Genomic DNA, 18,068 nt, shown 5'->3' with positions numbered 1-18,068 from the left:
TGCGCCATCTCTCACAGCTCCACGGCGAACAGCTCGCCCACGCGGGCGGCCATGACCACCAGTTCCTCACGGACCGGCGCGTTCAGCCCAGCCAGCCGCAGCAGCATGTGGACGACGCCGTAAGCGGTGTCGCCGTCGGCGTCCAGTTGCACGGGGAGGTCTGAGCCATGTTGGGGCGTGATCTTCATAGCGAACAAAATGGCGATGATACGCGTGTTGGTGGAGCCAAAAAGGTGTGGCGCCGCCTGACAATCGCCGGACGGAAAATAGCCGGTGCACGCCGCGACGCCGCGCAGAAGCTGGCCCGCGAACTGCGGGACTACTTCAAGGCCAAGCACGGACGGAAAACGTCCGCCTGCATCGCGGACGACTATGCCGTCACCGATCGGCAGGCCCGCCGCTGGCTCGCCAAGGGTCCGACCTTCGACGGCTTCGCCCTGATGCTGGAGCGCGAGCGCGACCGCCTCCTGCACTGGCTGGCCGTCGCCTATTCCGAGCGCCGCCGCCGCTTCCGCTGGCGCCGCAACTCCTCCGTTTCCCCCACCCCGTAAGGAGCGCCCAACGTGGCCAAGGACAATCCCACCAACCTGTCGGAAAACGACATTACCGACTCTCTGCGAAGCGCCTCCTACAAGCTGGTCGAGGCCGCTGAAGGGCTGGAGGCTGCCCGCGCGCCGGTCCGCGATGCCAAGGCTGTCGTGAAGGCCACCGGCATCGATTACGACATCTTCAAGCTCTGCCACGGCATCCGGCATCTGGAGGATGACGGCGCCCGGCAGAACCGGATCCGCAAGCTCCAGGTCGCCATTGCCGCGCTGCTGGGCGATCGCGTCCAGCTGGACCTGTTCGGCTTCGTGGTTGCCCAGGTCCGTCCCGCTGTGAAGGAGGCCCTGCAGAAGGCCAGCAGCGAACTGCGCGAGACGGAGCCGGCCGAACGCGATGAAACCACTTCCTCCGAGCCGCAGGATCAGGAGATTCCCTTCGACGTCGAGCCACCGTCGGTGCCGGAGCCGGAAGTGCAGGAGGAGGATATCCCCGCCCTGATGGCGGCGGAGGAGATGCCGGAGAATGCCGGCTTCATCGCCAACAACGGCCTGTCCGCCGGTCGCCTCGGTCACGGCCCGGAGATGAACCCGCACCCGGAAAACAGCGTCGAGTTTCGGCTGTGGGAGCAGGGCCGGGCGCGCGGTGCTGAGATGGGGCCGGAAGGCGAGCAGCAGGACGGCCAGGGCCGCGCCGATCAGCCGGCCGGCGCCGAGGTCACCGAACTGCCGACCGCCAAGACGAAGACCTCGCCCGCCGACAAGCTGGCCGCCTACTTCGCCGGCTTCGACGGCGCGGCCAAGGACCTGTTCACGGAAGACTGCCCGCATGGTCGCGGCGCTCTCAAGACGCAGTGGCTGCTCGGCTTGGAGGATGCCAAGGCCGGCAAGGCTCCGCGCTTCGTGCGCCCGGCTGCTGCGCAGGCCGAGCAGCAGGATGCCGGCGCGCTCGAGGAAGTGTCGTTCGACGACGATCAGCAGACCGACGACGAGCCGGCCGGCCGCGTCGATGTCCGCGAGGTCGACGGCAAGTGGAAGCTGTTCGACATGGAGGCCAACGCCCCGCTGATGGACGTTTCCGGCCCGAAGACCGGTGAGACCTGGGCGAACCAGATCAACACCTTCTTCGCCGACCGACTGGAGACCGTCACGCGCGACGAGCTGATCGACGCCGCCAAGACCCTCGCCCGTGGTCGGCTGCTCGCCACCCCGACGGTCGTGCCGTCTTACGACGTCCGCACGGCGGTCTGAGGCACCCATGGCCGGCCCGCAACCCACATGGCAGCGCGGCGACCTCCTGGCCCGGTTCACCATCCCCGGTGAACCGGCGGCCAAGGGGAACAGCCGTGAGATCGTAAAGTTCGGCGACAAGGTGGCGCTGCGGAAAGGCAACAAGGCCTTGGACTTCGAGGCAGTCGCCGCTCTGCACGTCACCAAGCTGCCGGAGCCCTATGAAGGCGACGTGGCCGTGCATGTCCGCGTCTTCTACGCCAGCCGTCGTCCCGACCTCGACGCCAGCCTCGTCTATGACGCCCTCCAGACCCGCCGCGTGAAGGTCGGTGCCGGCTTCATCCTGGAGCCCCGCCTGATCACCAACGACCGGCAGGTGCGGCTCAAGATCGAGGAGGGCTTTGTCGACAAGGCCCGGCCGCGCGTCGAGGTCGCCGTCTACAAGGCCACGCAGAAGCTGGTCGGGGGTGCGGCATGAAGCACGCCCCCCTCCAGCTCCGCCCCTACCAGCGCAAGAACGCCGACGAGATCCTGGCCTGCCTGGAGCGCGGCGTCCGCGGCGTGCTCTACGTCCTGCCCACCGCCGGCGGTAAGACCGTCGTCGTGGTCGGCGGCGTCATCCGCACCGTGGTGGACGTCGGCTGGCCGACCGTCTTCCTCGTCCACCGCCGCGAGCTGCTGCAGCAGTCGGTGCGCCAGCTGACCGCCGTTGGCATTGATGCCGCCATCGTCGATCCGGACCATGATCCCGATCCGACCGCCCTGGTCCATGTCTGCTCGATCGACACCCTGAAGGCGCGCAAGGGGCGGCTCGCCGCTTGGCTGCGCACCATCCGCCTGGTCGTGGTCGACGAGGCGCACCACACCGTCGCTCCCGGCTGGCAGGCCCTGTTGGAGGCGATGCCGAATGCCCAGCGCCTGGGCGTCACCGCCACCCCCTTCCGTGGCGACGGTAAGCCCCTCGGCGACCTGTTCGAGGTGGTGGTGCGCGGTCCGTCGGTGATGGAGTTGACCGCCGCCGGCTTCCTCTGCCCCGCCGAGGTGTGGGCGCCGTTCTCCCCCGACCTGTCGGGCGTGAAGGTCAGCCGCGGCGACTTCTCCGCCGGTGACCTCGACCGGGTCATGAACAACGACAAGGTCACGAAGCTGGCGCTGAACAGCTACGCCGCCCGAATGCCGGGCGAACCGGCGATTGCCTTCTGCTCCTCCATCGACCACGCCCGGCGCGTCGCGGAACTGTTCAGCGCCGCCGGCTGGCTGTCGGTGTCGGTCGACGGCGATATGGATCCGGACGAGCGCGACGCCGCCATCAGCGGGCTTGCCGCCGGCCGCATCCAGGTGCTGACCAGCTGCATGATCATCTCGGAGGGGACCGATATCCCGGTCGTCGCTGGCGCCATCTTCCTGCGCCCCACCAAGTCGGCCCAACTCTACATGCAGCAAGCCGGCCGGGTGCTGCGCATTAACCCCGGCAAGCGCCGGGCCTGCATCATCGACCTCGCCGACAACGTCAAGCTCCACGGCATGCCGGAAGCTGACCGGACGTGGTCGCTCCAGCATGGCCTGATCCCCTTCACCCACCGGACGGTGCGCTGCCCGGTCTGCCATCGCCGCTTCGCCCCGGCCGCTGCCTGCCCAGGCTGCCGCCGGACCTTCCGTGGCCAGGATGCGGCGCCGGTGGTCCGCCGGCTGGAGCAGTTGGCCGACAGCATGGTGCGCAGCTTGCCCATCGAGGACCTGGAGCGCATCGCGGTCAACGAGAAGGACCTGCTGCGCATCGCCCGGCTGCGGAACTACCGCGACGGCTGGCTCTACTACGCCAAGCAGCGCCTCTCTCAGCGGCTGGCAAAGCAATTCGAAATGCGGAGGTACGCATGACCACCGCCTCTTGGCCCTTCGGTGCCCTGACCCCGCTGCGTTATGGCGTGATCTTGGCCGATCCCGCGTGGATGTTCGCTCTGCGCAGCCCGAAGGGCGAGGCAAAGTCCCCGCAGGCCCAATACCGCTGCATGCCGCTCACGGACATTCAGGCCCTGCCGGTGTCCCAGCTGGCCGCCCCTGACTGCGCCTGCATCATGTGGGCGACGGCGCCGATGCTGCCGCAGGCTATCGCTACGCTGGACGCCTGGGGCTTTGCCTACAAGTCCGCCGGCACTTGGGCGAAGCAGTCGCCGACCGGTGCCAGCTGGGCCTTTGGACCCGGCTACATCTACCGTTCCGCCGCTGAATTCTGGCTGCTCGGCACCATCGGCCGACCGGCCCAACGCTCCCGCTCCATCCGCAACCTGATCGTCGCCCCGCGTCGTGAGCACAGCCGCAAGCCCGACCAGATGCACACCGACATCGAGGCTCTGTACGACGGCCCCTATGTCGAGCTGTTCGCACGGTCGCAGCGGCCGGGCTGGGACTGCTGGGGCAACGAGACCACGAAATTCGAGGCCGCAGCATGACCATCGACACCGCCCCCGGCCTGCTGGCCGCCGCCTCTGTGGCCCGTTCCCGCGCCAAGCTGATCCGCAAGACCACCCGCACCGGCAGCGCCGCAGCGATCGCCTATGACGATCTCGCCACGGAGCTGGAGCGCATGGCCGAACGCGCCCAGACCCGCGCCTCCCAACCCGACCTCCTCACCAGCCCGGCAGCCGCGCCGGCCCAAGCGGCGGAGTAGAACCCATGGCCCGCATCCGCTCCACCTTTCCAGGGCAATGGACCGACGAGGACTTCGTCGAGTGCCAGCCGCTTGCCCGCCTGCTGGCTATCAGCCTGCGCAACGAAGCCGATGATCAGGGCGTCTTCGAGTGGAAGCCCATCGGCCTGAAGATGCGCCTGCTGCCTGCTGACAATGTCGACATCAACACCCTGCTGGCCGACCTGGAGGCGCATCAGCAGGTGAAGCGCTTCACGGTGGACGGCAAGGCCTACGGCGCCATCCGGAACTTCGTGAAGTACCAGAAGCCGAAGAAGCCGACGAAGGTCCACCCCCTGCCGTCCAGCCTGCGGGACTGGGTCCGCATGGACCTCTGGAGCACCACCAAGAAGAAGACCGGTGCCGAACTGGACGCCGATCAGCACGACGATGCGGCGGAACAGGACGAGGCTGACGACACGGCGGGTTCCGAACTGCCCACCGCTTCAAACGCACCGAGTTCCGAACTCGCCCGCGTTGAAGCATCCCCCGGTTCCGAACCGAAGCGCGTTCAACGCACCGCAGTTCCGAAAAGTTCGGAAATGGCCGCGCAGAGGGAGGAGGGAGGAGGGAAGAGGGAAGAGGAAGAAGGTACCAGAGTCGTAGAATCATCGGCTGGCGGCAGGCCGTACGCGTGCGCGCACGAAGCCGGCCGGCCGGCCGATGGTTTGGACGATGGGATTTCCGCCGTCCGCCAGGGCGTCGCTGATGGCTTCGAGCGCTGGTTCGACTTGCCGGGCCGTCCGATCAGCCCGGCCGACGGCGAACTGTTCGCTGAGTGGATCGCCGCCGGTGCCGAGCGGGGCCTGTCGCCCGCCGACACCGCCGCCGCCGTGGTCGAGGAGGTCCAGCGCCAGTTCCGCCAACTCGACGCCAAGCACGCCGGTCCGCCCCGCAGCCTGAGCGCCGTGCTGGACCGGGATGTCCGCACCGCCATCGCCAACGCCCGGCCGGGCAGCAAGCGCAAGCCCTTGCCGGAGGTGCCGGAGCCCTATGCCGGCCACTTCGACGCGGTGACCTACGCGAACTGGATCGCCCCCTGCCAGATCAGCGTCGCCGACGGCACTGCCACCCTCCTGGCCCCAAGCGCCTACCACCGCGACTGGGTCGCCCAGCAGCTGGCCGATCGACTGAAGGCTGTGCTGGTGGTCGAAGACCTCGTGATCACCGTCGCCAAGGGGCAGGGGAGGAACGCAGCATGACCACCGGAACCCTGACCATGCCCGAAGACACCGCCGCCATGGCCCGGACGATCCGCCAGCTCCAGGCGCGGAATATCGTGCTCGAGGCGGAGGTCAAGCGGCTGAAGGCTGCCCTTGCCGCCAAGGAACCGAAGCGCCCGACCCGCGCCGGCCTGACCCCGAAGCAGCGCGTCCTGCTGGATTTCATCGTCCGGTACCAGCGCGAACGCCGCGGCGTGTCGCCCAGCTTCGACGAGATGGCTCGGGCTCTCGGCCTCGCCAGCAAGTCCGGCATTCACCGGCTGATCGAGGGGCTTGTCGCCCGCGGCGCACTCGTCCGGATGCCGAACCAAGCCCGCACCCTGCAGGTCGTCACCACCCCCAGCATCGGGAGCGCCGAATGACCTTCCCCTCCTGCCTGACCATCGGCGGCAAGCCTGAGGCCGAGAAGCTCCAGCCCCGCGGCAACGGCTGGGAGTTCGACGGCGCCGCCTCCTGCCGGGCCTATGGGCCGGACATGAACCCGCCGACACAGTTCCCGCCTGTGTGCCTTGCCTGCGTCCGCCGCGTCCGGGCCGCGCTGATCCTGGCGAAGGAGATCGAGCCGCATCCGCGGCGTGGAGACGCGAGGGAGGTGGCGAATGGCTGACCAGTTCTCGGACTGCGAGTGGATGGCCGTGGTGGTCAAGCCCGGCCGGAACGAGGAGGTCCATCGCCGGTACCTGGAGCAGGGCTATCGGTCTTTCCTGCCGATGTGCCTGCGGGAACGTGAGTACGGCCGTGGTCGCATCGAGACGGTTACCCGCCCGCTGTTCGACCGGTACCAGTTCGTCGGCTACCACACCGAGCAGCCGTTCAGCCCGATCCTGAACACCATCGGCGTGAACTTCCTCGTCAGAGGCGCCGACCTGATGCCGCTGCGCGTCTCGCCCCTGATCCTGCGTCGGATCAAGGCCCGCTGCGATGCCGACGGCGGCATGGTCGACCTCCGGCCGCGGGAGCCGGAGCCTGAATCCGAAACCGAAAAGCGCCCCGTGGTGACCTGGGAGCCGGAGCAAGCACTGCGGGTGATCGACGGGCCGTTCCGTGACTTCGCCGCCGTGTTCCTGCAGTCGGACAAACGGGGCGAGATGGCACTGGTCATGGTCGAGCTGTTCGGACGCACCAGCCGCGTCGAGATGCCGGTGGCGAACCTTCGGCCGATCACTTCGGATCGCAGGAGTGTGGCGTGATGGTAGTAGCTTTAATCATTTCGAAAGGATTAGCGGACATACCATGCCCGCATACGGTCCCCCGGCATCCGCTGGATATGGGACTGCGGCAGCTATAGAAGCGCCCACCTCAACCGCCCGCCCTGGCATCCGCCTCGGCGGGTTTTTCTATGCCTGGAGCTAAGCCGTGGCCGAACCCTCACCCGATCTTGCTGCCGCCGGTGTGGGCCTCATCGGCCCCGCCTTATCCGCCCTCGTGGGGGTGCTGATGCGCCATTCGCAATTGGTCCAGCGTGGAGAGCGGCGCTTCCTGTCGCCCTTCCTGCTGCTGGAAGTCCCGACCGTCGCCGGCATGGGCATCGTGGGTGGCGGCGTCGGAAGTTACCTGGAGCTTGCCCCGTCCGTGACGTGGGCAGTCGCCGCCGTGCTGGGCTGGCTGGGGCCACAGGCTCTGGCGCTGTTGGTGCGTGCGGTCGCCCAGCGAGCCGGTGTGAAGATCGACCCGGACAAGGCGGCCCCGTGATGCAGACCCAGCAGAGCAAGCCCCTGTCCCAGGCCATCGCCGAGGCTGCCGACCTGATCGACTGCGTCGCCCAGCGCGAGGCCTACCGACGTGCCACCGAGATGATCGGGCCGGGCCTGGAGCGCATCACCGGCCGCATGCCCGTCGGCGCGATGGACGGCTGGACCCTCGATGCGTCGATGAGGGCCTGACCCCATGCGCGCCAGCGTCATCATCACCGGCAGTCTGGAGAAGGTCTTCGACGAGTGGAGCGACCAGAACGCCCGCCGCCTGACCGACATCACCGAGCATGCCGCCTCCACCATGCGGGACGAGATGCGGAGCGCGATGTCAGGCGCCGGTCTCGGCAACCTCGGCCGGGCGCTGGGCTATGCCGCCTATCCCGGCGGCGGCACCTACAGCTTCCACCCCGCTGCCGAGGTGTTCGTTCGCGGCCGGGCTCCGTCGGCAGCCAAGTGGGAAGGGATCATCGACGCCTTCAACGAGGGCGCGACGATCCGCTCGAAGCGAGGCTGGCTCGCCATCCCAACTAAGAACTGCCCGAAAGGCTCGCGCGGGCGCTTCCTCACGCCCGACCAAGTGGCCGAGCGGTTCGGCCCGCTCCGCTCGGTTGCCAAGGGGCGCGTGGTGCTGCTCTTCGCCGACGTGATCGCCGGCAAGTCGGGAGGGGTGCGCCGCGCCACCGCTGGACGCCGCGCCCAGGGCCGGGAAGCCAAGCTGGTCCTGATGTTCGTCCTGGTGCGCGAGACCACCATTCGCAAGCGCCTCGACCTCGACGCCATCGTGACCCGGTGGCAGACCCGTTACCCCGCGATGATCGCCGAGGCGGTGCGGGAGCGCTGATAGCGGCGCTGATGCGTTGCGTCCTCAGCCTCTGCCGAGCGGCAGCCCGAAGCCCGAGGCGCACCACGGGGCGTTGGAGGGGCAGGGCAAGGCCAGCCACGGGGTGGGGTTGACCGGCCAGGGTCGAACGGGTCCTTCCCGGGGGTCTCCCATCACGGGTGGGACAAGTGCGGGTATCGGAGATATTCCGCCGGAAATTCCAACGCAACAGCCGTTGCATTGGCCGCCGTGATGTGAAGATCGCTGCGCAACTCTTTGTCGCAACTGCGAAAGATGCTCGTGCCGGTTGGTTTTCCCGGCCGGCTGGGGTCAACGCAACATGGCCGGACGCAACACCTTCATCAGCAAGGCCGAGTACGCGGCCCGCATCGGGGTGCACCGCTCCCAGATCAGCCGCTACGTCAAGGCCGGCATGCCCACCCACAACGGGCTGGTGGAGCCGGACGAGGCCAACCGGTGGCGCCAGGCCAACCTCGACCCGACCAAGCCGAAGTCGAAGGTGCAAGCCCCAAGCGAACCGGAGCCTTCGGCGTCGGCGAAGCGTCAAACGGCACCGCCGAAGCGGACCCTGACGGCAGAGCAGCCGCCCGAGGCTTCAACCGACCTCATCGCCGCCCGCGCCCGAGACGCCCATTACTCGGCCGAGCTGCGGCGGCGCAAGCTGCTGGAGTTCGACCGCGAGCACATCAGCCGCGCCGAGGTGGAAGCGGCCTGGGATGCCGCCAACGGGATGTACCGGCAGGGGCTGGAGGGCATCGCCGGGCGCACCGCCTCCATCATCGCCGGCCTGACCGGCGGAGAGGCCGCGCGCATCGAGGAAATCATTCGTGACGAACACCGAGCCGTCCTCTCTGCCGTCGCCGACCTCTTCGACAAGGCCGCCGTCCTCGCCGAAGCTGGCGGCGCTCTTCCGCAGGGCGGCGAAGACGGTGCGCCCACCGAAGAAGCGTCACACGGATGAATGGGCGGCGGAGAACGTCGTCCTTCCGCCGAAGTCGGCAGAGCCTGGGCCGTATCGGCCGCAGCGCGTGCCCTACATGGTGCCGATCCAGCGCGCCTTCGACGATCCCCGCTGGCGCATGATCGTGTTCGTCATGGGCTCGCAGATGACCAAGAGCACCGGTGTGCTCAACGTCATCGGCAAGCGGATGGACGACGCCCCGGTGCCGATCATCTACTTCGGCCCGAGCCGGAACTTCGTGGAGAACACGATCGAGCCCCGCCTGACCGAGATGCTGAAAAGCTCGACGTCGCTATCGGCAAAAACCCAATGGGGGAAGAAGAACCGTAAGACGCTCAAGATCGTCTCCGGCGCCGAGATCCGGCTGGGCTGGGCGGGATCGGCGGCCGAGCTGGCCGGTCAGCCGGCGGGCCTCGTCATCGTCGACGAGCGCGACCGCATGGACGGCGACATTAAGGGCGAAGGCGATCCGGTGGAACTGGCCCGCGCCCGTGGTGAGACCTACCCAGGCTTCTGCATCGGCGTCACCTCCACCCCGCTGATCGGCAATGTCGAGGCGGAGCGGCACCCGGACAGCGGGCTGTGGCACTGGAAGGTCGCCGATCCAGAGGACATCGACAGCGCCACCTGGAAGCTGTGGCAGGAGGGGACCCGGCACGAGTGGGCATGGCCCTGTCCGCATTGCGGCGAATACTTCATCCCGCGCTTCTCGGTCCTGCGCTTCGACAGCACCTCGCCGGCCACAGCGTCGCGGACGGCGCATCTGGAGTGCCCGGACTGCGGCATGAAGATTTTCGACCACGCCAAGGCGGAGATGAATGCCCGTGCCGTGTTTGTCGCTCCCGCTCAGCGGGTGGCGCCGGACGGCTCAGTTAGCGGGCCGGAGCTGACCGGCGACACCATCAGCTTCTGGGTCAGCGGTCTCGCTTCCCCGTTCGTCTCCTTCGGCAGCCGGGCCGCCGACTATGTGCGTGCGGTGCGCTCGGGTGACATGGAGCGCCTGCAGACGGTGGTGAACACCCGCCTCGGCGAGCTCTTCCGCAACGCCGCCGGCGGGCAGGCCCGCGCCTGGGAGCAAATCGCAGCCCTGGCTCAGGCCTATGAAACCGGCGAGGTGCCCTATGGCGTCCAGCGCATCGCGCTGACGGTCGACGTGCAGAAATACGGCCTCTATGTCGTCGCCCGCGGCTGGGGCGCCCGGTACGAAAGCTGGCTCCTGCGGGCGGCGTTCCTGCCGGGAGAAACGGAGCGCCCGGAGGTCTGGAACGACTTGGCGGAGCTGATCGACGGCGGCATTGACGGCGAGCCGTTCAACATCGTGCTGATCGATTCCGGCTACCGGCCGGGCGACAAGTGGCGGCGCCCGACCAACGCTATCTACGACTTCTGCCGGCGCTACCCTGCCAGCAAGGTCCGGGCGATCAAGGGTCACGACCACCTGCCGACTCCGATTAAGACGGCACAAGCGGCGGTCGACGCCAAGGGCAAGGCGGCTAAGTGGGCCGGCATCATGCTCCACCACCTCGACAGCGACTTCTTCAAGTCGTGGGTGATGGCGCGCATCGACTGGCCGGCGGGCGAGCCCGGCGGCTGGCATGTGCCTTCCGACGTCACCGAGGCCTACTGCCGGCAAGTCGTCGCTGAAACCCGGGTGGTGAAGCCCAGCGGTGCGGCGGTCTGGGTCCGGCAGAACAAAGATAACCACTACCTCGACGGCGAAATGATGCAGGCCGCGGCGGCGGAGCTGATGCAGGTCCATTCGCTCCGCCCGCTGCCGCCTCTGTCCGACGGCAAGACAACATCGACCGGCTACAGCCTGCCGATGCCCAAGGCGACCTACGCCGACGATCCACACCTGTGAGGACACCCCATGGCCGACCTCGCCACGCTCCGGACTCGGCTCGCCGAGGCCGAGGATGCCCTGCATCGCCTGCACATGGGGGAGATGGAGGTGCGCGTCGCCACCGGCAGCAAGGCCGTCGAGTACGGCCCGGCCGATGCCGGGAAGCTGGAGCGCTACATCGCCTCGCTGCGCAGCGAGATCGACCGCCTCTCCGGCGCCCGTCGCGGCCCGATCCTGATGAGCTTCTGATGACCGGCTTCATGATCACCGACCGCTACGGCAACGAGGTGCCGCCGCCCCGCCGGGCTGCGGCCGACACCTCCTATGCCGGCGCCTCCATGACGGCGCGCGAGCTGGCGTCCTGGCAGGTGCTGCCGACGTCCGCCGACGCCGAACTGCTGCCCGAGCTCGGCACCCTGGTGGCGCGTTCGCGTGACCTGGCGCGCAACAACGGCATCGCCGCCGGCGGCATCCAGTCCATCCTCGACAACGTCGTCGGCACTGGTCTCCGCCTGTCGGCCACACCCGATTACCGGGCGCTCGGCCGGGACAAGGCTTGGGCCGACGCGTGGAGCGAGGTGGTGGAGGCGAAGTGGCGCGCCTGGGCGGAGACCACCAACTGCGACGCCGCCCGCACGCTCAATTTCGCCGGCCTGACCATGCAGGTGTTCCGCGGCGGTCTGCTGAACGGCGAGGGGCTGGCGCTGCCGCTCTGGCTGCCAAGCCGGGACCGGACCTATGCGACCTGCTTGCAGGTGGTGGAGGCCGACCGTCTCTCCAATCCTCTGGGCCAGCAGGACACCGCCACCCTGCGCGGCGGCATCGAGCTCGATCGCTACGGGGCGCCGCTGGCCTACCATGTTCGCAACAGCCACCCGGGCGACCTGCTGAGCTGGACGCCGGACCTCTACCAGTGGACGCGGGTTCCGGCCTTCACCTATTGGGGCCGGCGCCAGGCCATCCACATCCACGACCGCGAGCGAACGGGACAGAACCGCGGCAAGCCGCTGCTGAGCGCGGTGCTGCCGCAGTTCAAGATGCTGGACACCTACAGCGGTGCCGAGTTGAAGGCGGCGATCGTCAACGCGATGATCGCCGCCTTTGTGAAGAGCAGCATGCCGGCCGAGGCCATCGCCGGGCTGTTCGGTTCACCGGACAAATACCTCGATGCCCGTGCCGGACACTCTGTCCGCCTTCAAGGCGGCGCCGTCCTGCCGCTGTTCCCCGGCGACGAGGTGCAGCCCTTCGCGCCGGCCCGACCGGCGACCGCGTTCGATGCCTTCACCAAGTCGGTCCTGCGCCACATCGCCGCTGGCCTGAACATCCCCTACGAGCTGCTGCTGAAGGATTTCAGCCAGACCAACTACTCCAGCGCCCGGGCGGCGCTGCTGGAAGCGTGGCGGTTCTTCAACGGTCGCCGGCAGTGGCTGGCCACCTACTGGGCCTCTCCGGTCTACGAGCTCTGGCTGGAGGAGGCGGTGAACCTCGGCGAGGTCGAGGCGCCGGACTTCTACCAGAACCGCTACGCCTACAGCCGCTGCCGCTGGATCGGCGCCGGCAAGGGCTGGGTCGATCCGGTGAAGGAGGCCCAGGCGGCTGAGCTGCGCATGAAGATCGGCGTCTCCACCCTTGAGGACGAGTGCGCTGAGCAGGGCAAGGATTGGCGCGAAGTGGCCGAGCAGCGCGCCAGCGAGGCGAAGTTCCTGCGTCAGCATGGCCTGCCGCTTCCCTGGGAACAGGCTGGCCCCGCCGTTCCCGCCAATGCTTCAGCCAATGACCAGCAGACGGGGGAAGAGCCATGATCCTGCTGCCCGAACCCGGGCCCGCACTGCTGGCGCCGTCGTGGGTGCAGCGCTGCGCCTCGGTGGTCGGGCATGACGCCCCACCGCCGAAGGGCGCCATCTTCATCGACGACGTCGGCAGCGCCGGCCGGCCCTATGACGTGGTGGACGGCGTGGCGCTGATCGGCGTCAACGGCATGATCGTGCCGTCCTTCTGGTACATCGGCTCCAGCTATGTGACCGGCTGCAACTGCCTGCGCCTGCAGCTCGCCATGGCCTTCGACGATCCGCAGGTCCGTGCCATCGCCCTGGTGGTGAACAGTGGCGGCGGGCTGGTCTCCGGTGTCGCTGACCTGGCCGACTGGATCGTCGAGGCCAAGGCGGCGGCCGGTAAGCCGGTGGTGTCGATCCTCGCTGAGTTCGCCTACTCGGCCGCCTATTGGCTGGCGAGCGCCGCCGACAGCATCAGCGTGCCGCGCACCGGCGGCGTCGGCTCCATCGGCGTGATCATGGTGCATTGGGACCTCAGCGCCGCCCTGGCCGAAGCCGGCATCAAGGCGACGGTGATCAAGGCCGGCGCCAGCAAGGCGGACGGCAACGCCTATGAGCCGCTGCCCAATGACGTGCAGGAGCGCTGGACCGCCGAGTGCGAGGACCTGCGCCGCCTCTTCGCCGGCTCCGTCGCCGCCAACCGCGCCGCTGCCGGCGCAACCCTCGACCTCGACGCCGTGCTGGCATCGGAGGCCCGCACCTGGGAAGGCCCGGCCGGAACGGCCGAGGCGGTCGCCCAGGGCTTCGCCGACATCGTCCTGGCGCCGGACAAGGCGCTCCAGGCGCTGATCGATCACCTCAACGCCCAAAGGAGCGTGTGACCCATGAAGTTCAATTTCGCCCATCTCGGCTTTGGCCGGCCGGCTGCGGCAGTGCCGACGGCTCCGGCAGCGACGCAGCCGCCGCAGACCGCCGGCACGCAGCCCCCGGCCCAGGCTCCGGCCCCGGCGGCGCAGGGTGCCGCTCCCGCTCCTGCCGCAGCTGCTCCCGAAGCTCCGGCTGCCGCCCCGGCCGCCTCGACCGATCCGGTGGCCCAGGCCCGGCAGGACGAGCGCACCCGCTGCGCCTCGATCTTCGCCGCCCCCGAGGCGGAAGGCCGCGTTCAGCTCGCCGCCCAGCTGGCCTTCACCACCGATCTGAGCGCCGAGCAGGCCGTCGGCATCCTGAAGGCCTCGCCGGCTGCGACCGCCCCGGCCGCCGCTCCGGCCAATCCCTTCGCCATCGTCATGGGCACTGTCCCCAACCCGCAGGTCGGCGCCGATGCCGAAGTGGGCACCGGTGACGACGCCCAGGCGCTCGTCGCCCAAATCCTGAAGGCCGGCGCGTAATGCCCGGCCTTCTCCCGCACAGCAGGAGACCGACCCCATGCCCATCTACCAGCCCGGTGTGACCACCGACTCCTACAGCCCCGACCAGCTGGTTGCCGGCGACTTCCCCCGCGCCACCCGCAGCGTGACGCTGATCACCGGGCAGAACCTGCCCCGCGGCGCAGTGCTCGGCAAGATCACCGCGTCGGGCAAGTACACGCTGAGCCTGTCGGCCTCGAGCGACGGCAGCCAGGTGCCCTCCGCCATCCTGGTGGACTCCTGCGATGCCAGCGGCGCCGACCAGTCCATCGGCATCTTCGAGACCGGTGAGTTCCTGGGCAGCGCGCTGACCCTGGGCACCGGGCACACGCTGGCGTCCGTCCGCGACGCCCTGCGCGACGTCAGCATCTTCATCCGCTGACCGCTTCCATCCGCTGATCCTCCTGGCGCCCCGCCGCCACGCTCATAGGAACGAGCCCCATGAACATCTACGATACCGCCGTCCTCAACGGCGTGGTGCAGAGCCTGAAGCGTCCCAAGTCCTTCCTGCTCAACACCGTGTTCGGCACCGTGCAGACCGAGACGTCCGAGCAGATCGCTGTCGACATCGAGATCGGCAACCGCAAGGTCGCCCCCTTCGTCTCGCCGCTGGTGGCCGGCAAGGTCCAGTCGCAGGACGGCTTCAACACCCGCCTCTACAAGCCGGCCTACATCAAGCCCAAGGCGGTGGTCGATCCCAACCGCTCCTTCAAGCGCCAGGCTGGCGAGCAGATCGGCGGCACCCTGAACCCGATGCAGCGTCAGATGGCGACGGTGCGCTCCATCCTTGAGGACCATGTCAGCCAGATCACCCGCCGCCTGGAGATCATGGCCGCCGAGGCCCTGCGCCTCGGTCAGGTGACGGTGACCGGCGAGGGCTTTCCCACCCAGGTGGTCAGCTTCGGTCGCGCCCCGGCGCTGTCCATCGCCCTGACCGGCACCGACCGCTGGAGTGATGCCAGCAGCACGCCGATCGACGATCTGGAAGAGTGGGCCGAGCTGGTTCACAAGACCGAGGGCGCGGTCATCACCACCATCGTGATGGACCCCGACGCCTGGAAGGCGTTCCGCAAGAACGCCCAGGTCGAAAAGCTGCTGGAGATCCGACGCGCCGCCGGCACGCCGGTGGAACTCGGCCCCTCCACCTATGTGGCGGGCGCCCAGTGGAAGGGATCGATCGGCTCTTTCGACATCTGGGTCTACAGCGAATATTACGACGATCCCGACACCGGCGCCGTGACGCCGCTGCTGCCGAGCGGCACCGTCCTGGGCTTCGGTCCCAACGTGGAAGGCGTGCAGGCCTTCGGCGCCATCCGCGACGAAGCCGCCGGCCTGCAGGCGATGGAGATTTTCTCCAAGAGCTGGGTGCAGGAAGACCCGAGCGCCCGCTTCGTCATGAGCCAGTCGGCGCCGCTGGTCTACCCGCGTCGCCCGAATGGCTCCTTCGCCGCCACCGTGCTGTAAGGGGACCCGCGATGAAGATCCGCACGATCAACAGCGTCAAGTTCCAGGGCACGCTTCACCCGCCCGGCACCGAGCTCGACGTGCCCAGCGACGTGGCCAAGCCGCTGCTGGAGTCCAAGAGCGCCGAGAAGGTGCTGGTGGAGCCGAAGGCGTCGGCAGCTGCGCTCCCCAAGGACTGACGCTCCAGGGCGGCCTTTCGGCCGCCCTGGTTCTGGAGAGCCCGACCATGGCCGATCCGTTCCAGCGCATGCACGACAGCACCTTCCGCCGGCTGGGCGTGGATGCGGTCTACACCCCGCCCAGCGGTGACCCGGTCAGCTGCCGGGCCATCTTCGTCCAGCCGGACGTCGACTGGCGCGGTAACGAAGCGGGCGTCACCACCCCGTCGCGCATCGCCGAGGTGCGGGTGTCAGAGGTGGCGGAGATGAAGGAGAAGGGCCGGCTGGCCATCGGCGGGCAGAGCTTCACAGTCCAGAAGGCCAGCCGGCCGGACGCCGACCGGCTGCTCTGGCGCTTGGATCTGCGCTGATGCCCCTCTCAATCCGCGAGCAAACACTCACCGCCTTCGAAGCGATGCTCCGCACGGTGGTGGCGGAGAATGTGCCCGGCACCCTCATCCTGCATCGCGCTCGCCGGCAACCGGTGCCCGATGAGGAGTTGCCGGCCCTGATGATGCACGCCGCTCCGGTCTCGTCAGCCCAGGAATCGGCGGCGGTGGTGCGCAACATCGAGCGCATCACCGTCACGGCTCTGGTGAGCGCCGACACCGACGAGGATCTCGATCGGGCGCTTGTCGATCTCTGGGCGGCGCTCCAGCGCGCCGTCGAGGCTGATCCCACCCTCGGCGGCATCGCCGTGGACATCAACCTGACCGACGCCGACCAGGGAGCGGCCGACGGTGAGGGAATCGGTGGCCGCGGCGACGTCTTCGCTGCCTATGCCGTCGAGTATTGGACCAAGCCCGGCGACCCCTACGCCCTGGCGCCCTGACCTTTCTTTCATTCGGAGAGCATCCATGAACATCCCGGCCCATCGGGCGGCGGCGGTGGCGCCGACTCCCGCCCACAGCTTCGAGCTTCGCGATGGCGATCAGCTCATCAACCTCACCGAGGAAGAGCGCGCGGCGGCCGAAGCCGCCGCCGCCGCCGCCACTGCCGCGGTTCCGGTCCCCGCCACCAAGGGCCGCCGGCCCGCCAGTGAGGCGCCGACCGCGCCCATGGCCGAGTAAGGAGACCCCGCCATGGCCTTGCGCACCCGTAACGCCGCCCTGCTGGCGAAGATCGAGACCACCGAAGGTGTCGATGCCTCTCCGGTGGCTGGCACCGATGCCGTGCTGGTCGAGAACCCTCAGATCAGCTTCAACCCCAACACCGTGCAGACCAATGAGGTGACCGGCAGCCTCGATGGCCGAGGCCCGATCACCGGCGGCATGACGGTGCAGATCACCTGCGACGTCCTGCTGAAGGGGTCGGGCGTGCCCGGCACCCCGCCGGAATGGGGCAAGCTGATGAAGGCGGCTGGCTGGGCGGAGGTGATCACCGCCGCCGCCGTCCCGGCTGCCGCCGAAGCCGCCGCCTCCGGCACCACCACCAGCCTGACACTGGCGGCTGGGGCGAGCGGCACGGCGCAGGCCTATCGTGGCATGCCGCTGCTGCTGACCGGCAACCCTGCGGGCGGGGCCACCTCCTTCGTGGCGGACTACACCGCTGGCAAGGTGGCAACCCTGACCGATCTGTTCGGCACGGCACTTAGCGCCGCGACCAACTATCAGGTACCGGTCAACGTGCTCTATAAGCCGGCGTCGACCAACATCCCGTCGCTGACCCTGTACCTCTACATGGACGGCTTGCTCTACAAGGTGGTGGGCGCCCGTGCCAATGCGACGCTGAAGCTTCAGAGCGGCAACATCGGCCTGATCAGCTTCACCATGACCGGCATGTTCGCCGGCAAGGTCGACGCCAGCCTACCGGCTGGACTGGTCTACGACGCCACCCGCCCGCCGGTCTGGAAGGGCGGCAAGGCGCTGGTCAATCGCGTCGTTTCTGCCATGTCGTCGCTGTCGATCGAGTTCGGCAACCAGATGACGAACCCGGACAACCCGAACGCGGCCGAAGGCTTCGACCCCTCTATCATCACCAGCCGCAACATGACGGGCAGCTGTGATCCACTAGAAACGCTGGTGGCGACGCGGGACAGCATGGCGGCGCTGCGGGCCGGAACCCAGCAGGTCATCCATGCCTTCTATGGGATCAGCGTCGGCAATCGCATCGGCCTGACCATCCCGGCGGCCTTCTACACCAACCTGCAGCCGGGCGACCAAAACGGGCTGCTGACCAACACCCACCAGTTCTCCTGCACCGGGCAGGACGCAGGCGCCTTCATCTGCCTCTACTGACCACTGAGACC

General features: G+C 68.5%; 26 protein-coding genes and 1 pseudogene. 26 read left to right on the top strand and 1 reads right to left on the bottom strand.

The features are described from left to right. Positions 1 to 11: 11 nt before the first annotated feature. Positions 12 to 152: a hypothetical protein gene (locus M5E06_RS21040; RefSeq protein WP_252139854.1), complete on the bottom strand. Its 141-nt coding sequence runs from the start codon at positions 150 to 152 to the stop codon at positions 12 to 14. Between the two features lie 81 nt (positions 153 to 233). Between M5E06_RS21040 and M5E06_RS21035 the strand changes: the two genes are divergently transcribed. From M5E06_RS21035 to M5E06_RS20910, 26 genes and pseudogenes are all read left to right on the top strand, one after another. Then, complete coding sequence (locus tag M5E06_RS21035; RefSeq protein ID WP_252139853.1) at positions 234 to 551, top strand: hypothetical protein; 318 nt, start codon at positions 234 to 236, stop codon at positions 549 to 551. Between the two features lie 12 nt (positions 552 to 563). Then, the gene (locus tag M5E06_RS21030) at positions 564 to 1,793 is read left to right on the top strand and encodes a hypothetical protein (protein WP_252139852.1); all 1,230 of its coding nucleotides are present in this window, start codon (positions 564 to 566) and stop codon (positions 1,791 to 1,793) included. 7 nt (positions 1,794 to 1,800) lie between these two features. Then, positions 1,801 to 2,250: a RusA family crossover junction endodeoxyribonuclease gene (locus tag M5E06_RS21025; protein WP_252139851.1), complete on the top strand. Its 450-nt coding sequence runs from the start codon at positions 1,801 to 1,803 to the stop codon at positions 2,248 to 2,250. Next, on the top strand, positions 2,247 to 3,650 hold the full coding sequence (locus M5E06_RS21020; RefSeq protein ID WP_252139850.1) for a DEAD/DEAH box helicase: 1,404 nt from the start codon (positions 2,247 to 2,249) through the stop codon (positions 3,648 to 3,650). Before M5E06_RS21025 ends, M5E06_RS21020 begins: the two co-directional genes overlap by 4 nt. Then, positions 3,647 to 4,222, top strand: coding sequence for an MT-A70 family methyltransferase (locus tag M5E06_RS21015; protein WP_252139849.1), 576 nt, complete (start codon positions 3,647 to 3,649; stop codon positions 4,220 to 4,222). The genes M5E06_RS21020 and M5E06_RS21015 overlap by 4 nt, the downstream gene beginning before the upstream one ends. Next, positions 4,219 to 4,440, top strand: coding sequence for a hypothetical protein (locus M5E06_RS21010; protein WP_252139848.1), 222 nt, complete (start codon positions 4,219 to 4,221; stop codon positions 4,438 to 4,440). Before M5E06_RS21015 ends, M5E06_RS21010 begins: the two co-directional genes overlap by 4 nt. A 5-nt stretch (positions 4,441 to 4,445) precedes the next feature. Then, positions 4,446 to 5,660: a DnaA N-terminal domain-containing protein gene (locus M5E06_RS21005; protein ID WP_252139847.1), complete on the top strand. Its 1,215-nt coding sequence runs from the start codon at positions 4,446 to 4,448 to the stop codon at positions 5,658 to 5,660. A gap of 152 nt (positions 5,661 to 5,812) precedes the next feature. Further along, positions 5,813 to 6,022, top strand: a pseudogene (locus M5E06_RS21000) (LexA family protein); the annotation flags it as partial. A gap of 17 nt (positions 6,023 to 6,039) precedes the next feature. Continuing rightward, positions 6,040 to 6,288, top strand: coding sequence for a hypothetical protein (locus tag M5E06_RS20995; protein WP_252139846.1), 249 nt, complete (start codon positions 6,040 to 6,042; stop codon positions 6,286 to 6,288). Beyond that, the gene (gene nusG, locus M5E06_RS20990; RefSeq protein ID WP_252139845.1) at positions 6,281 to 6,871 is read left to right on the top strand and encodes a transcription termination/antitermination protein NusG; all 591 of its coding nucleotides are present in this window, start codon (positions 6,281 to 6,283) and stop codon (positions 6,869 to 6,871) included. The genes M5E06_RS20995 and nusG overlap by 8 nt, the downstream gene beginning before the upstream one ends. 166 nt (positions 6,872 to 7,037) lie before the next feature. Continuing rightward, positions 7,038 to 7,373, top strand: a complete 336-nt coding sequence (locus M5E06_RS20985) for a phage holin family protein (RefSeq protein WP_252139844.1) — start codon at positions 7,038 to 7,040, stop codon at positions 7,371 to 7,373. Next, complete coding sequence (locus tag M5E06_RS20980; protein ID WP_252139843.1) at positions 7,373 to 7,564, top strand: hypothetical protein; 192 nt, start codon at positions 7,373 to 7,375, stop codon at positions 7,562 to 7,564. The genes M5E06_RS20985 and M5E06_RS20980 overlap by 1 nt, the downstream gene beginning before the upstream one ends. A gap of 4 nt (positions 7,565 to 7,568) precedes the next feature. Next, positions 7,569 to 8,216, top strand: coding sequence for a DUF6441 family protein (locus M5E06_RS20975; RefSeq protein WP_252139842.1), 648 nt, complete (start codon positions 7,569 to 7,571; stop codon positions 8,214 to 8,216). A 319-nt stretch (positions 8,217 to 8,535) separates the two neighbouring features. Beyond that, complete coding sequence (locus M5E06_RS20970) at positions 8,536 to 9,177, top strand: hypothetical protein (RefSeq protein WP_252139841.1); 642 nt, start codon at positions 8,536 to 8,538, stop codon at positions 9,175 to 9,177. Further along, positions 9,146 to 11,038, top strand: coding sequence for a terminase gpA endonuclease subunit (locus M5E06_RS20965; RefSeq protein ID WP_353654354.1), 1,893 nt, complete (start codon positions 9,146 to 9,148; stop codon positions 11,036 to 11,038). Before M5E06_RS20970 ends, M5E06_RS20965 begins: the two co-directional genes overlap by 32 nt. 9 nt (positions 11,039 to 11,047) lie before the next feature. Then, positions 11,048 to 11,269 carry a gpW family head-tail joining protein gene (gene gpW, locus M5E06_RS20960; RefSeq protein WP_252139840.1) on the top strand — a complete coding sequence of 74 codons (222 nt, stop codon included), beginning with the start codon at positions 11,048 to 11,050 and terminating at the stop codon, positions 11,267 to 11,269. Further along, a complete protein-coding gene (locus M5E06_RS20955; RefSeq protein ID WP_252139839.1) occupies positions 11,269 to 12,822 on the top strand; it encodes a phage portal protein in 1,554 nt (517 codons plus the stop codon). Before gpW ends, M5E06_RS20955 begins: the two co-directional genes overlap by 1 nt. Continuing rightward, the gene (locus M5E06_RS20950) at positions 12,819 to 13,673 is read left to right on the top strand and encodes a S49 family peptidase (protein WP_252139838.1); all 855 of its coding nucleotides are present in this window, start codon (positions 12,819 to 12,821) and stop codon (positions 13,671 to 13,673) included. Before M5E06_RS20955 ends, M5E06_RS20950 begins: the two co-directional genes overlap by 4 nt. A 3-nt stretch (positions 13,674 to 13,676) precedes the next feature. Next, positions 13,677 to 14,180, top strand: a complete 504-nt coding sequence (locus M5E06_RS20945; protein ID WP_252139837.1) for a hypothetical protein — start codon at positions 13,677 to 13,679, stop codon at positions 14,178 to 14,180. A gap of 37 nt (positions 14,181 to 14,217) precedes the next feature. Next, entirely contained in the window at positions 14,218 to 14,580 is a 363-nt protein-coding gene (locus M5E06_RS20940; protein ID WP_252139836.1) for a head decoration protein, read from the top strand. A gap of 59 nt (positions 14,581 to 14,639) precedes the next feature. After that, entirely contained in the window at positions 14,640 to 15,662 is a 1,023-nt protein-coding gene (locus M5E06_RS20935; protein WP_252139835.1) for a major capsid protein, read from the top strand. Positions 15,663 to 15,673: 11 nt separating this feature from the next. Further along, a complete protein-coding gene (locus M5E06_RS20930) occupies positions 15,674 to 15,841 on the top strand; it encodes a hypothetical protein (protein ID WP_252139834.1) in 168 nt (55 codons plus the stop codon). A 47-nt stretch (positions 15,842 to 15,888) separates the two neighbouring features. Next, complete coding sequence (locus M5E06_RS20925) at positions 15,889 to 16,191, top strand: head-tail joining protein (RefSeq protein ID WP_252139833.1); 303 nt, start codon at positions 15,889 to 15,891, stop codon at positions 16,189 to 16,191. Continuing rightward, positions 16,191 to 16,652 (top strand): hypothetical protein, encoded by a 462-nt coding sequence (locus tag M5E06_RS20920; RefSeq protein ID WP_252139832.1) that lies wholly within the window; start codon positions 16,191 to 16,193, stop codon positions 16,650 to 16,652. The genes M5E06_RS20925 and M5E06_RS20920 overlap by 1 nt, the downstream gene beginning before the upstream one ends. Positions 16,653 to 16,677: 25 nt before the next feature. Beyond that, positions 16,678 to 16,890 carry a hypothetical protein gene (locus M5E06_RS20915; RefSeq protein WP_252139831.1) on the top strand — a complete coding sequence of 71 codons (213 nt, stop codon included), beginning with the start codon at positions 16,678 to 16,680 and terminating at the stop codon, positions 16,888 to 16,890. A 12-nt stretch (positions 16,891 to 16,902) separates the two neighbouring features. Then, positions 16,903 to 18,057, top strand: coding sequence for a phage tail tube protein (locus M5E06_RS20910; RefSeq protein ID WP_252139830.1), 1,155 nt, complete (start codon positions 16,903 to 16,905; stop codon positions 18,055 to 18,057). Positions 18,058 to 18,068: the final 11 nt, after the last annotated feature.

Origin of the sequence: Azospirillum sp. A1-3, from assembly GCF_023806445.1 — a bacterium.
Taxonomy (GTDB): domain Bacteria; phylum Pseudomonadota; class Alphaproteobacteria; order Azospirillales; family Azospirillaceae; genus Azospirillum.
The sequence above is the reverse complement of the archived record's forward strand: the minus strand, read 5'-3'. Positions and strand labels throughout refer to the sequence as shown.